12 protein-coding genes are annotated in these 16,413 nt (G+C 64.1%); 3 read left to right on the top strand and 9 right to left on the bottom strand.

The window, feature by feature from the left end; all coding sequences use genetic code 11:
• Nucleotides 1–13 precede the first annotated feature (13 nt).
• The 9 genes from ACTS1Z_RS00080 to ACTS1Z_RS00040 form a co-directional block, all read right to left on the bottom strand.
• Nucleotides 14–2,002: a heme-binding protein gene (locus tag ACTS1Z_RS00080; RefSeq protein ID WP_442622424.1), complete on the bottom strand. Its 1,989-nt coding sequence runs from the start codon at nt 2,000–2,002 to the stop codon at nt 14–16.
• The gene (locus ACTS1Z_RS00075) at nt 2,002–3,396 is read right to left on the bottom strand and encodes a multiheme c-type cytochrome (RefSeq protein ID WP_442622386.1); all 1,395 of its coding nucleotides are present in this window, start codon (nt 3,394–3,396) and stop codon (nt 2,002–2,004) included. The genes ACTS1Z_RS00080 and ACTS1Z_RS00075 overlap by 1 nt, the downstream gene beginning before the upstream one ends.
• A 134-nt stretch (nt 3,397–3,530) precedes the next feature.
• Entirely contained in the window at nt 3,531–5,180 is a 1,650-nt protein-coding gene (locus tag ACTS1Z_RS00070; RefSeq protein ID WP_442622385.1) for an acetolactate synthase large subunit, read from the bottom strand.
• Nucleotides 5,181–5,343: 163 nt separating this feature from the next.
• Nucleotides 5,344–6,285, bottom strand: a complete 942-nt coding sequence (locus tag ACTS1Z_RS00065) for a D-2-hydroxyacid dehydrogenase (protein ID WP_442622384.1) — start codon at nt 6,283–6,285, stop codon at nt 5,344–5,346.
• Nucleotides 6,282–7,721, bottom strand: coding sequence for a cysteine--tRNA ligase (gene cysS, locus ACTS1Z_RS00060; protein WP_442622383.1), 1,440 nt, complete (start codon nt 7,719–7,721; stop codon nt 6,282–6,284). The genes ACTS1Z_RS00065 and cysS overlap by 4 nt, the downstream gene beginning before the upstream one ends.
• Before the next feature lie 195 nt (nt 7,722–7,916).
• Entirely contained in the window at nt 7,917–8,660 is a 744-nt protein-coding gene (locus ACTS1Z_RS00055; RefSeq protein ID WP_442622382.1) for a hypothetical protein, read from the bottom strand.
• On the bottom strand, nt 8,641–10,671 hold the full coding sequence (locus ACTS1Z_RS00050; RefSeq protein ID WP_442622381.1) for a CHASE2 domain-containing protein: 2,031 nt from the start codon (nt 10,669–10,671) through the stop codon (nt 8,641–8,643). The genes ACTS1Z_RS00055 and ACTS1Z_RS00050 overlap by 20 nt, the downstream gene beginning before the upstream one ends.
• 9 nt (nt 10,672–10,680) lie before the next feature.
• On the bottom strand, nt 10,681–10,851 hold the full coding sequence (locus tag ACTS1Z_RS00045) for a hypothetical protein (protein ID WP_442622380.1): 171 nt from the start codon (nt 10,849–10,851) through the stop codon (nt 10,681–10,683).
• A gap of 192 nt (nt 10,852–11,043) precedes the next feature.
• Nucleotides 11,044–13,638, bottom strand: coding sequence for a glycosyltransferase family 4 protein (locus tag ACTS1Z_RS00040; protein ID WP_442622379.1), 2,595 nt, complete (start codon nt 13,636–13,638; stop codon nt 11,044–11,046).
• Nucleotides 13,639–13,740: 102 nt separating this feature from the next.
• On the opposite strand from ACTS1Z_RS00040, the gene ACTS1Z_RS00035 reads away from it, so the two are divergent.
• The 3 genes from ACTS1Z_RS00035 to ACTS1Z_RS00025 form a co-directional block, all read left to right on the top strand.
• Entirely contained in the window at nt 13,741–14,670 is a 930-nt protein-coding gene (locus ACTS1Z_RS00035; RefSeq protein WP_442622378.1) for an NAD-dependent epimerase/dehydratase family protein, read from the top strand.
• 39 nt (nt 14,671–14,709) lie between these two features.
• Entirely contained in the window at nt 14,710–15,849 is a 1,140-nt protein-coding gene (locus ACTS1Z_RS00030) for a glycosyltransferase (protein WP_442622377.1), read from the top strand.
• A partial coding sequence (locus ACTS1Z_RS00025; RefSeq protein WP_442622376.1) for a hypothetical protein occupies nt 15,846–16,413 on the top strand: 568 nt, incomplete at its 3' end. The genes ACTS1Z_RS00030 and ACTS1Z_RS00025, both read left to right, overlap by 4 nt.

The raw sequence follows: 16,413 nt of genomic DNA, 5'->3' as shown, positions 1-16,413 counted from the left end.
CGCCGCTCATCACTCACAACCCCTGACAGACATTCTGCTCGTCCGTATCGAGGAACGGCGCGAACGGGCAGTTGACGTAACGCAGCCGGACATCGTTCCCGCCGACCCGCACGACGATCCGGTCGGCGCGGATATCGGGCGCGGCATTGCTGATCCCGCCGACGCGCACCGAGGCGTTATGCGTGCCTAGAAACGCGATCATGTCGTCCTGATCGATGCCGTCGCCCGAAATGCCGATCCCACCGACCAGCCTGTTGCCGCGATAGACGGGCACCGATCCGGGAAAGATCTGGATGCCGTTTTCGAGCGGGTTCTGGCCGGGCGCGACATCGGGCGTCGCCGTGCAGCGCGGCGGCGTGTCCGCGTTCATCCCGAAAATGAAACCGACATGGGTCAGGATATTGTCGAGGATCAGCGCCGATTGCAGGCCGGTCGAGAAGGGGTTGAAGCTGTCGATGGAGCGGGACAGCGGCCCGTTCGGCCGGCCGACTTCGCCGTCGGGAAAAAAGGGACGGGACAGGTTGCCGCCCGCGCGATCGGAAAAGGCGAAGGCGCCGGTCAGCGCATTGGGATCGCCGAGAAAATCGCGGGTCGCCTGCACGAAGGAGCGCACATCGGCGCTTGGGTTGCCGAGCAGCAAGGTCGCCGCGTTCGCGCCGGAGAAGAAGGTCGCGGTGCGGGCCTTCTGCAGCGACACATCGGTGCCGAAGATCGGCGCGTCGGGCGAGCGGACGATGCCGAGAATCTCGCCATGTGTATCGACGACCGAGATGGTGACTTCCGCCCGGCTGTCGAGGGGCCGCCGGATCTGCGCGCGCGCCCGGCGCATCACGATAAAAGCCTCTTCGAGGATTGCCGTGACTTCGGCAGCAGTGAGCGGCGACGTCACATCCGCCCCGTCCGTCGCCGCGCGGATCGGAAAGCGGTTGGCGCCCGAACCGTCGGTGAGGACGAAGGCATCGCGGATCGAGAATTCGGCGGCGGTCGAGGCGCGAATGCCGGACGCTTCCGAGCCATAGGCCGTACCGGCCAACACGCCGCCCGCCGCGTCGTAATAACCGGCGACGCTGACCAGCGAGCCGTCGATGGTCGCGAAAGCCGGTGGCGCATCGGGATTGCTCGCAAAGTCGCCTCTGTCCGCGTCCGAATATTTAAGCGTCGTGCCGTCGACCGGAATGCGGTCGGCCTGGATTCCGCGCCGGGGCTCGAAGCCGTTTGTGGCGGCGAGGGCAATCGCTTCCTCGTCGCTATTGTCATTGTCGCGCCGGTCGGGATCGAAACCGTAAACCCCGTCGCCCATCACGCCGACCCCGCCGATCACCACGCCATCGCGATAGAGCGGAAAGCCGCCCGGATCGGCGGACAGGCCCAGCGGCGAGCGCTTCGGCCCGATCAGCGCGCCCGGGCCCATCGCACCGGTGAAACGCCGGACGAGGTCGGAGCAGGGGAGCGAGCTGAACTGCACGCCATAGAGCGGACCGCTTTCGAGGCCGGTGGTCACGCCCGGGGCGGGCGGGAAATGTTCCTGCACGATTTCGCTCGCCGTGCGCGTGGAAAAGGCATTGCCGGCCGAGGAGAGATAGGCGCCGGTGATCGCCTTGGCGATTGCGCCGGCGGCTGCGGCGGGCGCGGGCAATACCGTGCCCTGCAGGTCGAAATCGGGGCCAGCGGGCGAAGGGACGCTGAGCGAGAGATCCGCGCCGTCCATCGCATAGACGGCGAGGACATTGCCGACCCGGTCGACCACAGCGATGGCGACCGGCAGGCCGCGCGCTGTGGCCTCGCCGGCGGCCTGCGCGATCACCTGGCGCACATCGGCGGCCGAGAGGGATTCCTGCGCCGGCACCGGATATTGGGTGACGGCCGGCGGCGGTGGAGGCGGAGGCGGCGGTGCGGGATTGCCTTGCGTATTGCCGGGCGTGCCGCCGCCACCACCTCCGCCGCACGAGGCGAGGACGAGCGCGCTGGCGGTCAGCGCCGCCGTCAATCGTGTGCTCCGTATCACCGCAACCGTCCGATCGCCGCCGATGCGCGGCCGAGCGCCTGGCGGAATTCGAGCGGGCGATAGGCATTGGGTTCGCGCACCGCGGCATAGGCCGCGTTGATATCGGCGCGGATGCCGGTGACCGAGGCTTCGGACACCATGCCCTGGCTGACCATCGCGTTGAGCAGCGTATCGGTCGCCATGACCGCCTGCACGCTGCCTTCATAATCGGTGAAACGCGGCCGGATCGCGTCGGAGGAGACGCTGTTGATGATGGCGAACGTCTGCTGGCGGTCGAAGCTGGCCGAGGCGAAGGCGTTGCCGAGCTGGCGCGCGCTCTCGCGGAGGCGCGCCGCCGCCGCCGTCGCCGCGCTGCGGCCCTCGGCCATCGCGCCGTGGAACGCGCGGCTGTCCCGATCGAACCGCTCGGCGAGATTGGGTGCGACCGCCCGTGCAGCCGCCGCCAGCATGATCATATTCTCGTCCTGATAGCTCGGGAAACCGTTGGGGATCGGGCGCGACGGGTTCGCGATCCCGGTCGGGCGCGCGTTCGGATCGTCGTAGATGCGCCGATGGCAGGTATGGCAGTCGAAGAAATAGAATTCCGGGAACATGCCCTCGGTGCCGAGGCGCTGATTCTGGAAGAGCGTCAGCGAGCGTTCGAGCGCGGTCGCCTGGCCCACCGCCCACATGCGGACATGGTTGGTCCGGCCCTTGCGCCGCGCATAGTCGCCATCCTCGTCATGATGCTGCTGGAGCGTCGAGAAGAGATCGAGCTCGAAGACGAGCCGCGGATGGCCGGCCGCCATGATCCTGTGATTGACGAACTGGCCTTCGCCGGTGCTACCGAAATGGCAGTTCAGGCAGAGCGAGGCGCGTGCACGGGGATTTTCCAGCGGGTAAAGCCCGCGGCGGACATTCGCCGCATGGGTGTTGCCGACCGCATAATGGCTGGCGAGCCATCCGGTTTCGCCGCCGCCCGCGCCGCCATGGCAGCTTTCGCAGCTCACGCCGTCGGAAAGCTGGAACCGCGGACCGCGCCGAGCCGGCGGCACATAATCGCTATGGCAGCCGAGGCACATCGCCGCGCTTGCCGGATTGCCGATGCCGAGTTCGTTAGCGATCCGCTGCGAGCGTGGATTGGTGAGGACCGCATAGGCGCGACTGTGTGCGCCGGTTGCGCTGGACGGTTCCTGCCAGCGCAAAATCTCGTCCTGCCGGACCACGGCGCCATCGGCTTCCTGCCGGCCGTGACAGGTGGTGCCGCCGCAGGTCGCGACGCCGACATGGGTGTTCGAGGTGGATTGCGCCGCCGCGGCGGTCGCATCTTCGGACTGGCCGACGCCGAGCATAATGCCGGCCGCTGCCGCAAGCCCGGCTAGCCCGATCGCCCAATTCGCTCTCCCCGCCATATCCCTCCTCTGGCGTGGTTTCGATCAAGACGGACGCACCCGCATCCGTTCGAAATAAAGCGACCCCCGTCTCGCCCCGACTTATGTTCTTTCGGGCCGCTGCTGGCAAGCGTTCCGTACCGTGATTGCGCGACTTACAGCGTTAATTTTTCGCTTAATTCCTTGATCTCGTGATTGAGAATCCGGTCATTGTCCGAATAATCGACCGGGCAGTCGATCAGATGGACGCCCTCGCTGCCGAGACAGGTGTCGAGCAGCTCCTTGAGATGCGCCGCGCTTTCCACGCGATGGCCGTGCGCGCCATAGCTTTCGGCATATTGGACGAAGTCGGGATTGCCGAAGGTGAGGCCGTAGTCTTCGAAACCCATATTGGCCTGTTTCCAGCGGATCATGCCATACGCGTCGTCGCGCAGGATCAGCACGGTGAGATTGAGGCCGAGCCGCACGGCGGTCTCCATCTCCTGGCTGTTCATCATGAAGCCGCCATCGCCGCAGATCGCGAGAATCTTGCGGTCGGGATAGACCATCGCGGAGCCCATGGCCGAGGGCAGGCCCGCGCCCATCGAGGCGAGCGCATTGTCGAGCAGCACCGTATTGGGCTGGCGCGCCTTGTAGTTGCGCGCGAACCAGATCTTGTAGACGCCATTGTCGAGCGCGATGATCCCGTCCGCCGGCATGGCTTCGCGCACCGCCTTGACGAGGAACGGCGGATAGATGGGGAAACGCATATCGTCGTCGAGGCTGTCCGTATGCTCTTCCTCGGCGGCGCGCGCCTTCATCATCTTGTCGAAGGTCCAATGCCCCTGCGGGATAATGTCTTCCTTGATCTGCCAGATCGCGTTGGCGATGTCGCCGATCACCTCGATTTGCGGGAAATAGACGGGATCGACCTCGGCCGGGATACAGCTCACATGGATGACTTCGGCCCCGCCACGCTGCATGAAGAAGGGCGGCTTTTCGATCACGTCATGGCCGATATTGACGATCAGGTCGGCGGATTCGATCGCGCGATGGACGAAATCGCCGGCCGATAGCGCGGCCGTGCCGAGATATTTGTCGCTCGTCTCGTCGATCACGCCCTTGCCGAGCTGGGTCGTGACGAATGGGATGCCGGTCTTTTCGACGAATTGCGTGAGCATCCGGCAGGTCATCGTGCGGTTGGCGCCGCCGCCGATGACGAGGATCGGCGATTTCGCCGCTTCAAGCTTCTGCCTGGCCGCGCGGATCGCCTTTTCCTCCGCAATCGGCCGGCGGTGCAGGCTCGCCGGGATCGGCGTCTTGTCGCTCTGCTCCTCGGCAATGTCCTCCGGAAACTCCAGATGCGTCGCGCCTGGTTTTTCGGTCGTCGCGATGCGGAAGGCTTCGCGGACGCGCGACGGGATATTGTCGCCTGAGGCCAGCTGGTGCGTGAATTTGGTGATCGGTCCCATCATGTCGACGACATCGAGGATCTGGAACCGGCCCTGTTTGGACGATTTGATCGGCTTCTGCCCGGTGATCATCAGGATCGGCATGCCGCCGAGATTGGCATAGGCGGCCGAGGTCACGAGATTGGTCGCGCCCGGGCCGAGCGTAGCCAGGCACACGCCGACCTTGCCCGTGTGCCGGCCATAGGTGGCGGCCATGAAGCCCGCGCCCTGTTCGTGGCGCGTGAGGATCAGTTTAATGCTCGACTTGGACAGGCTTTCGAGAAAATCGAGATTTTCCTCGCCGGGCACGCCGAACACATAGTCTACGCCTTCCTCTTCCAGGCACTGGACGAAAAGATCGGACGCCTTGGTCATCGTGCTTCCCCTGTCAGCAACTTATTCCGGCAGACCCGGCAAGAGGTTACACGCGGTAGCGGCGCGCGTCACTACTGCAGTGCTCCTGCGCAGGCAGGAGCCCAGAGCAACGAGCGTTTGTCTCTGCCGCCCTAGGCTCCTGCCTGCGCAGGAGCACATGTCTTCAATAGCCGAGATCGAGATTGACGACCGAAATCATGTCCTCGCCAGCGCGATAGCGTTTGAGATTTTCGACGAAGCGCTGCGCCGCGCGCTCGAACATCCGCGTGGTCGCATTGCCGGACATATGCGAGGTGATGAAGATATTGGGCGCTTTCCAGAGCGGGTCATCGGATGGCAGCGGTTCGGGCGTCACCGTGTCGAGAAAGGCGCCGCCGATGGATTTCGCTTCCAGTGCCGCAATTAGCGCGGCCTGATCGACGAGCGAACCGCGCGCGACGTTTACGAGCCAGGCCGTGTTCTTCATCGCTGCGAGTTCGTCGGCGCCGATCATATGCTGCGTCTCGTCGGTGGCGGGGGCCGCAACGATCACCCAGTCGAACTCGCCGAGCCGGGCGCGCCACTCGTCCGGGCCGATGATGCTGTCATCCTCCACCGGCGTGCGGCGCACGGCCGTGATATCCGCATTGAAGCCCGACAGCGTTTTCGCGACCTGTTGGCCGATCGCGCCATAGCCGATGATGAGGATCTTGCTCTCGAACAGCTCGGCATTGCCGGGCGGGCCGTTCAGCCATTCGCCCTGCGCTTGCGATTCCAGCAGCTTATCGACGCGCTTCGCCGCAGCCAGCATGCCCATCACGACGAACTCGGCGATCGGGATCGCGTTGATGCCCGTGCCGTTGGTGACGATCGTCCCGCGCTCGCGCAGCGCATCGACGGGAAAGTGATCGATTCCGGCATAAATCGAATTCAACCATTTGAGGTTGGTCGCCGCGGTGATGATCTCCGCCATTTTCGGCTTGTCGTACATGTCGAACCAGCCGATCTCGACGCTGTCGGCAATCTCCATCGCCTGGTCGCCGCTTTCGAACCAGGTGACGTCCAGCCCGTCGATATGCGGTTCGACCAGCGGCCGGATCAGCGAGGCGATGGCGGCTTTGGTCATGCGTCTATCCTCCACTCCCAGCGCAGCGGATCGCCATCCATGATCTCGACGCCCTTGTCGGCGAGCATATTGCGGATGGCGTCGGCGGCCGGGAAATTCTTGTTCATCTTGGCTTCGGCACGCAGGTCGAGTTGGTGCTCCACCTCATCTTCTTCGATATCGGCGTCGACCGGACGCATGCGCAGATCGGCGCGCTCGAGTGTCAGCAGGTTCAGGCCAAGAACGGCGTCGGCCTCCGCAATCGCGGCGAGCTTCTCGGCGCGGTCGATTTTCTTGAGCGCGAGGATATCGTCGAGATGCGTGAGCGCCTTGGGCGTGTTCAGATCGTCGGAAACGGCCGCTCCGAACGCGTCGAGCATCTCGCGCAACCGTGGATGTGTGCAGCGCTCGGCCGGTTCCGTTTCTTCGCGCAACTGCACGACGGTCATCACCATCCGCTTCAGCCGCGTCAGCGCCGCAATCAAATTCTCGAACGTAAACTCCAGCTCGCTGCGATAATGCGCCTGCAGGCACATCAGGCGATAGGCGAGCGGGTGGACGCCCTTGTCCACGAGCACCTGAAGCGTCAGGAACTCGCCCGCCGACTTGCTCATCTTCCCGCCGCGATCGACGAGGAAATTATTGTGCATCCAGATGTTCGCGCCGGTATCGGCAGAGCAGCTATGTGCCTGGTTCTGCGCGATCTCGTTCGGATGGTGGATCTCGCGATGGTCGATGCCGCCGGTATGGATATCGAAGGTTTCGCCCAGATACATTTTGCTCATCACCGAGCATTCGAGATGCCAGCCCGGCGCGCCGCGGCCCCAGGGCGAATCCCATTCCATCTGACGCGTCTCGCCTTCGGGCGTCTTCCGCCAGATCGCGAAGTCCGTCTGATGCCGCTTGTCCTCGACCGGATCGATCCGGCTTTCGCCCTCATCGGTCGCGGCGCGGGCGAGCCTGCCATAATCGGGCACGGTCGAAGTGTCGAAATAAAGGCCGCTGTCGAGCTCGTAGCAATGCTTGTCCGCGATGCTTTTCGCGAAGTCGATCATCTGCTCGACATGCTCGGTCGCGATCGACCATTTGGCGGGCTGGCGGATATTGAGCCGTTCGATATCGCGCCAATAGGCGTCGGTGTAATATTTCGCGATGTCCCAGGCCGATCTGCCGCTCTCGCTCGCCGCCTTTTCCATCTTGTCGTCGCCAGCGTCTGCGTCGGACGTCAGATGGCCGACATCGGTGATGTTGATGACATGGGTGAGTTTGTACCCCTTCCAGCTCAGCACCCGGCCCAGCGTATCGGCGAACACATAAGCGCGCATATTGCCGATATGCTGGTAATTGTAGACGGTCGGGCCGCAGGTATAGACGCGCGCCTCGCCGTCATTGATAGGCCGGAATTGCTCGCGCGCGCGGGTGAGGCTGTTGAAAAGGATCAACGGGGTATCGGTCATGGGCGCAAGCGATGCCGGTCCCGCGGGGCAAGGTCAATCGTCTCGCGGCCCTGAGGCGCGATTGCCGGCTCAGTCGTCCGAGCCGCTCTCCAGCGGATTTTGAATCCACAGATCCGCGTTGGCCGCCATGCAGTTTCCCCGCGGCTGCATTAGCGCGGTGACCTGCCCTTGCGGCGCTTGTCCGCCAGGTTCGTATCAGCCTCCGTCTTCGCCCGGTTCGACGGTTTCGTAATTGGCAGTCATCGCTTCGAGCTGGACGTTGCACTCATGCTCCATAAGCGCACTGCCCAGGACGATAGGATCGCTGACATCGCCTTCGACGGTCACGAATTCGACCTGCCGTTCAACCGGATCGCCGGTGACCTGTATCGTATAGATTCCACTTTCCATCGCCATGCCGTCCGGCCAGGCCTGCGAGAAATCGCCTGCCGGCAGCGTGACCGTCATGCTCGCACCGGTGCTGGCGCGCGTGACGATGACCGCGGCCGCCTGCGATGCGTTGGACCGCCACAACGAGACCGGCCGATCTTCGGCGATGCAGAATGTGCCCGACTGATCGATGTCGATCTGCCAGTGCGTGCGGTTCGCCGCCTGGATTGGGGCAAGTCCCGGCACGCCGCGGCTGATACCCGCCCGGGAGATGCCGTTGCGGCCGGTTCGTGCGATACCGCCGGACGCTACCTGCCGCGGGCCGCTCACGCGATACCGGCCGGGGCTGGAGAAACGGCGTGTGCCGTTGCTGGTCAGCACGGTAACCCTGTCGCCGTCGCGCAGCGTGATGATCCGGTCGTCGGGCAGCCGCGTGCCGCGCGGCAGTTCGCGCCCGATCGCGCCGCTGGATTGCGTTACCAGCACGTCGGCCATTGCCGTGCCGCTCATCGATGCGAGCGTGATGCCCGCCACCGCATAGAGCGCCGATTTACTTGCCTTGTAGAACATAAGTCCCTCCTGGTTCGGTCGTGATCAGGCGTTCCGCGAAGTTTCTGAGTGCCGCGTCGTCGGGGTTCTGCGCCGCCAACTCGGCTATTTTTTCGCGGGCCTGTTCATCTCCCTCTTCGAATTGCCGGTACAGACTATCCACCATCGCGGCTGAACCTGCCGTGATGTCGAGCACAGGTTCGTAGATTTTGACCGGAGTCGCCCGGCCGGACAGCGTTACACGCCCCAGACAGCGGAATTCCGCCTTGGTTACCGTTTCGACCGCCTCGTAACTCGCGAGCATCGCCGTATCCGTCTGTTTATTGGCGCTTTCGAGCCGCGCGGCGGTATTCATGGCGTCGCCGAGAGCCGTGTACTGGATTCGCTCCTCGCCGCCGAAATTGCCCACGATCGCCTCGCCATAATGCAGTCCGACCCGCGTCCGGCCGATCGGCGGCACGCCTTCGGGTGCATTCTGGCGGAATTCCTCGCCGAATCGCCACATCGCGATGGCGCATTGCGCGGCGCGGTCGGCATCGTCGGGACGGGCGATCGGCGCGCCCCAGAAGGCGACGACGGCATCGCCGACGAATTTGTCGATCGTCCCGCCATAATCGAGAACGATCTCGCTCATCTTGTCGAGATAATGGTTGAGCAGTCGTGCCACCATTTCCGGTTCGATGGCGTGACTGAGCTTGGTGAAGCCTTCGAGATCGGTGAAAACGGCATAGATCGCCCGTTTTTCGCCGCGCAGCGTCAGCCGCTCGGGATCGTCCATGATCTGCGTCGCGACATCGGCGGGCAGGTATTTGTTGAGCGCGCCCTGCACATATTGGCGCTTTTCCGCTCCCACCGAACGCGCCGCCGCGCCGACTGTCATAAAGGCGATGATCCAGCCGGCGATCCAGCCGAACACCGGCAGGTTCTGGGTATCATAGCCGGTGCGATGCAGCGTGAAGGGGATCACGAGGATCAGCGCCGCCTGGACGAGGATCAGCAGCGCGAGCTTCCACAGCCGGAACTCCGACAGGCTCGTCAGGGCCGCACACAGGACGACGACCAAAGCCGTCAGCCACAATATCCAGGGCGGAATCTGCGCGAACATCACGCCGTCGAGTATCTGGGCGAGCATATGCGCATGGACTTCGACGCCCGGGATCGTCGCGCCGTCGGTGAGGCGGGAGATAGGGGTTTCGAACCGGTCGCGATCGTTGAGATCGGTGCCGATCAGCACATGGCGCCCGGTCACGAATTCGGCGAAGGCCGGCGCCATCTCGGGGTCGGCGAAAAAGCCGATCGGCAGTTTGAGAAATACTGCCCCGTCTTCGTAGAGCGGCGTGCGATAGGCGATGCTGCCGCGATACTCGCGATAGGCTTCGTTCCCGGGCGCGAGCGAGTTCGACATGAGCGGCGGCAGGTCGTCGGGCTGGGCCGGCCAGCGGCGTGCGACATTGTCTTCGTCGGCGGTCAGCACGACGCTCGTTTCGTCGACGGCGTCCGTGTCCGTCTGCCGCAGGAAATCGGCGAGGAAATCCATCTGGCGCGGCTGAAGCCCGAGCTGCGGGCTGTGTTCGGGCGATACGCGCGGCACATAGGTGCGCGTCGTCATGCTGCGCAGCGCGTCGATGAGCAGCGCATCGTTCGGTGTCGCCTGGTCGAACAGGATGTCGATCGCGATCCCGTCCGGTTGAAGCGTATCGATATTGGCGAGCGCCTGGGCGAGGATTTCGCGGTCGAGCGGGGATCGGACTCCGGTGTCGAGCAGGGTGTCCTCGTCATAGACGATGATGACGATGCGATCGTCTTCCTCGACCTGCTCCATGGCGTAGCTCGCCCGGACGTCGAACAGGACGCGCTCGATCTCGTCGGTAAAGGGCATCGTCCAACTGTAACGGGCGACGAACAGCGCGAGCACCAGCAGGACGATGGTTGCGACAAAGCGCGTCGGCCCGATCTCGCGCCGGGCGCGCCGCCAGCGCGCGATCAGCGAGTCCCGGTCCGGAACACCATTGGGCGTGTCGGTCTCAGCCATCGGCTGCCGTCATCGCCGCCGCGTGCCGTCCACTGCGCAGGCGCGATCGAACATCTTTTCGAGCGCCGGATCGGTGCAGCGGGATTGGACGCGGCAGAGCAGTCCGGTGCCCGTGCCCAGCCGGAAACTGTCCTCCAGACTCGGTCTGAGCTGCTGAGCGGGCGCCTGGGTGGCCGCCATTGCCCCGGTAACCGCCAACACGCGTCCGATACGGCATATACCCCTCCGCACTCACAGATGCTGGCTGCCGGTCTTGGCGCCGTTCAGCCGGGCAAATTATGCGACCGATCACATCTATAGCGGCAAGACCCTGTGAATCCAGCGCCGATCCCGCCGTGCCGACCTGCGTGAGGCCAAGCTATCAGGCGGGTCTCAGCTCTTGCGAAGGTCTTGCCGCAGCCGTGCGATCAGCGACGGGCGCGGTTCGGGCATGCGGCGCAGCGGCGGCACCTCCGGTACGTTCCGACTGCCGCCGATCAGCGCCAACATCTCGTCGAAATCGCCGTCCCAGTAGATCGGGCTGCGCGCGCTGAGGAAATAGATGCCGTCTTCGATGCGCTGCGCGAGAATGGAGGAGAAACGCTCGCGCCCGTTCCGGCTGAATTCGATGCGCAGCCGCAGCCGGTCGCTCTCCTCGAGCAGCGGCAGAAGCGCGATACTGTCACGCGTAAACTCCCCAAGACGGCCGAACTCGGCGTCCTCCCGGATAGGCAGCCCATTGGCGCGGACGGTCAGCGTGCCCTCGTGCAATATGGCGAAATCGAGCCGCGCGCTTTCCCGGTCGAAGCCGAGCAGCACATGATGGCGATTGGGTGGCGGGTTCGTCACCCGCCCCATTTTTTCGACATTGGTGAGCCAGGCCGTTTCGCCCTCTTCGCGATGCGCCTGGCCCAGGATGATCCGCCCGGCATTGCCCGGCGTGCGGGCGGCTTCCGGCTTGTGCAGGAGGAGCTTCTTCGTCGGCAGACTGCCCGCATCGAGCAGCGCCTTCTGCGCGAGATAGGCGCCATGGCCGGCCTGTTCGGTGATCTCGGCATAGTCGCCGCGATGGTCGAACAGGATTTCCGGCAGCACGAACATGTCGCGACCCTGCTGCGCGGCGCGTGTCACATATTCATGGGTGACGCCCTTGGGCACGCGATAGGCTTCGAAATCGCCAAGGTCACGAAATGTCGACCGCAGTCCGGCCACCAGTTCGACGCCATAGGCCGCCCCGGTCAGCGCTTGGCTCGCCGGATCGGCACCGAGCGGCGCGAAAATCGTATCCGGCTCGCCGCGTTCGGCATCTGCGGCGAATGCGAACAGGCCCGTGACCAGAGCGCCGGGCTCCGTCGTACAGGCATCGCGCAACGCGGCGGCGAAACCATTGCGGTAGGCCGTTTTGTCCGCCGCCTGAAAGACGAAGATATCCTGATCCGCCGTTTCGAGCGCGTGGTTGAAACAGGCACCGGCCGCCGTGCCGATCGCTTCGACAATCTCGATTCCCTTTGCGCCGCTTTCGGACAGTCGCTGCTTTGCCGTCGCTGCACTCACGGCGGAATAGACGCGGATGGCGTCGACATCCTGCACGGCAATCGCCTGTTCGACCGCCCAATCGAGCGCATCGGTACTCGCCGCATGGATCACGAGCGCGATTGTGGCGTCTGTGTGCGCATCAGAGGATGCGGGCGCCAGCGATGTTGGTCCGTTGGCCGCCACATAGCGGTGAAAACCGTACCAGGTTTCAAGATTGGCGTCGTTGTCGAAGGCCGGGCGGGCGAGGACTTGTCCGTCTTCCAGCGCGCCCTGCAGACGCAGCGCCAGCGCTTCGATGTCGGGCGGCACGAGCGTCGCATCATGGTCGGCGGGATCGATCAGTTCCGGTGTGCCGCCGACCGCGGTCGCGACGAACGGGATTTTGTGCACGAGCGCCTCGTAAACCGCCATCGTCGAATTCTCGATCAGCGAGGGCATGGCCGCGATCATGTCGCGCGAGCACATAAGGCTCAGCGCTTCGGGCTGATTGAGATCGGTCACGATATCGGCGGGAAACGGCCAGTGCTGTGCATGGTCGCGGATGAAATCGAGCGGTTGGCGGCCTTGCTGGTTGGCGAGCGGCTCCCCCGGCTTGCCGAGAAAGGTCACGCGCTCGATCTCGATCCCTTGCGCGACGAGCATGTCGAGCGCGAGCACGAACAGATCGAGACCTTTGCGCGGCTCGAGCCTGCCGAAGAAGACGAGTTCGCGTGTCCGGACCGTCTCGCCGAAATCGCGGTTGGGGCGCTGTTCCTCGACGACCACTTCGGAAAAATCGACGATGTTCGGCTGCACATGGGTGCGGCCCTCGGGCAGGCGATAGCCGATATGGTCCATGAAGCTGAGGAGATGCGCGCTGCCGCCCACGACCATGTCCGCCCATTCGACGCATTTCTGCTCGGCGAAGCTCGCAATCAGCAGGTCGACATTGTCGATCGGCTGCATCTGGTAATGCCGGTTCCAGATATAGGGCGAGGAGGTCTTGGTGACGAACAGCGTATCCTGAAAGGCGAGGCCGAGCCGCTTGGCCTGCAGCGCGTAAAAGGCACCGCCGCGCCATTCCGAGCTGTGCACGACGTCGAACCGTTCGCTGTCCCGCAACCAGCGATAAAAGGCGAGCCAGCGCGATTGCCATTTGGCGCTGGCGCCGGCTAGCGGCTCGCCGAGATCGGGCAGGGGGACGAAGGTGATCCCGAAGCCCGCATAAAAATCGACCCAGTGATCGGCCGTCTCGTTCTCGACTTCGCGGCCCTTCAGATAGCAGACGGTGACGTCATGTCCCTCGGCGGCGAGCCCGCGGGCGAGGTGGTAGTAGGTCGACGCAATCCCGCCATTGCGCACCGGGCCGACGATCTCCTCGGTCGCGATCAACACGCGCAATTTCCCCGGCGCGTCGCTCTGATAGGCGTCGAGCGATGGAAAATCGGCTACGGTAAAGTCGTCGCGCTGCATCAATCAGGGTCCGATCCGGCGTTTACGCATGGGCCCGCGTCGATTAGGGCGCGGCCCGAGGAATGACAACTCGATCCCGCGAAAGACGGGCAAGGACTGGGAATGAAACTATTGATTACCGGCGGCGCGGGTTTCGTCGGCAGCAATCTGATCGCGCGGCTCGAAGAACTGGGCGGCTATGAGATCGTCGTGCTGGACAATGAAGTGCTGGGATCGCGCGAGGCCATCGCCGATTGCGATATCGAATTCCGCCATGGCGATATCCGCGATGCAGAAACGGTCGAAACCGCGCTGGCCGGTGTCGATGCGGTGGTGCATCTGGCGGCCGATACTCGAGTTATTCCATCAATTTCCGAACCGAAGTTCAATTTCGATGTGAATGTCGGCGGCAGCCTCGTCGTGCTCGAGGCGATGCGCCGTCTGGGTGTAAACAAGATCGTCAACGCATCGACGGGCGGCGCGATCATCGGCGCGGCCGAACCACCGGTCAACGAGACGATGGTCGCGGCGCCGCTTTCGCCCTATGGCGCCTCGAAACTGGCGGTTGAAGGCTATTGCTCCGCCTATGCCGCGAGCTACGGAATGCGGGCGGCCTCCCTGCGCTTTTCCAACGTTTACGGCCCGCGATCCTGGCACAAGGGCAGCGTGATCGCGCTGTTCATCAAGCAGATTCTGCGCGGCGAGACGCTGACCGTCTATGGCGACGGCACGCAGACGCGCGATTATGTCCATGCGCGCGATCTGTCGGATGGCATCGTCGCGGCGCTGCAAAGCGATGCCAGCGGCCCGATCCAGCTCGGCACGGGCATCGGCACGCCGCTCAACACGATTATCGATATGCTGCGCGAGATCAGCGGGCGGGACATCGCCGTCGACTATCAGCCGTTTCGCGACGGCGAGATCGTCCATACCTGGTGCGATATCGGCCATGCGCGCGACGTGCTGCGCTACGATCCGCAAACCGGGCTTAGAGACGGGCTGGAGGAAACGTGGCGCTGGTTCGTCGACAACCGCGAACGCCTGGCGCTCTAGCTTGTCTCCACCGCCGCTTTTCCGCACAGTCGAGCCATCGTGACCCACATCGCCTTTTTCGAACCGTCCTATGTCGCGCATGATGCGCGCGATTGGGAGATACGGGGCAGCTACAAATATCCGAGCCTGCTCGGCGATCTCCAGGACCAGGCGGAGATAACGGTGCTGATGCGCGATCTGCCGCCGGAGGACGATCCGCACCGGCGCAGGCTGGCCGAGAATTTCGGCGTCGGCTTCGCGACGCTCGATACCGCGGACGATGCGGGATCGCATGCCGCGGACATGCTGGCCGAAGACTATGCGTCGGCGATGGCTGTCCATGCCCCCGATATCGTGAGTACGCTCAACGGCCGGATGATCGGCCATAATTTCGCGCTGGCGCGGGCCGCCCATCGCGAAGCCTGCGACTATGTGTACCGTATCGCAGGCAACGATATCGCCACGCAGATCGCCGTACAGGAACGGGCGGGCCGGCCGATGCGCGGCACGGCGTTTCTCGCCAACCTTGCGGCGCAGGAGCGGTATGCGGTCGACGTCGCCCGGACGGTCATCGTGATGGGCGGTACGGAACAGGCGCGCGTGGCCTCGCTCGCCAGCGATCCGGGCAAGATCCGCATCTGCCGGCGCGGCGTGGATCGCGGACATTTTCATCCCCCATCCGAAGCACCTGACGTGTGCGATCGCATCCTGTTCGTCGGACGCAGCAGCGCCGAAAAGGGCATCGACCTGATCGAAGCGGCCGCCGATATGCTTGCGGATGAGCGGCCGGATGTCCGCTTCACCATCGCCGGCGATTTTGCCGAGCGCGAGGCGAGCAATCGCCGCTATCTCGGCTTTCACGACTATACCGCGCTGCCCGGGCTCTATCGCGATCATCATGCGCTGTTGCTGCCTGCGCGTTCGGAAGGTTTTCCGCAGGTCGTCATGGAAGCGATGGCGTCTGGGTTACCGGCGATCCTCTCCCGCGCGCTGTTTGCGGACGATTTCGGTACGGCGGACGGAGTGGAACTGGTCGATTACGATCCACGGGATATCGCGGACAGGATCATTCGCTGGCACGATGATCCGGAAGCTTTTGCCGAGCGCCGTCGACAGGCACTGGCCTCCGCGAAGACACATTTCGATGCCGCGCAAAACGGCGCGCTCTACCATCGGGCCTTGCTCGGAGAGTCCGCATGAACGGATCGGTCACCCATATCGCGCGCCGTTACTGGTTTGCGGACCGCACCGCGCTGGCCGCCATTCGCGATGCGGAGGATGCGCCGGAATGGGGGGCGATGGCGCTCCCGGTGACGGCATTCTGTCTCGACGATGAAAGCCACTATGCTTTGCAGGCACTTGCGGCCGAAGAGGCGGAATTGCGCTGCGTGGACGCACGGGTCACCGGCGATTTGGCGGAGATACTGTCCGCAGAGCTCGACCGCGAAACGGTGCAATATGCGCAGTTCGCCTTTCATGCCGTCGAGGATTTCGGGCCGGCGCTCGATCTGTTGGGCGAGCGTCTGGAAATGGCGCAGGGCCAGACCCTGTCCGCCGAAATGCTCGCCATCGGCCCGTACGGCGTAGATCGCGCGCCCGATTTGCCGGAACGGGCGTGGTTACCCGTTGGCGCTGTGCGGAAAGCCTTGGCCAAAAAAAGGCCTTCGGACATAGCGGCGCTGAAAGCCGGTATCACCGATTTGATCGACGCGCTCGACACGGTCGAGTCCGAGCTGGTCGCCGGGGCCTGTTATCTGACCGCCG

Origin of the sequence: Parasphingopyxis sp. (assembly GCF_052168295.1) — a bacterium.
Lineage (GTDB): Bacteria > Pseudomonadota > Alphaproteobacteria > Sphingomonadales > Sphingomonadaceae > Parasphingopyxis.
This window is presented reverse-complemented; position numbering and strand designations above follow the sequence as displayed.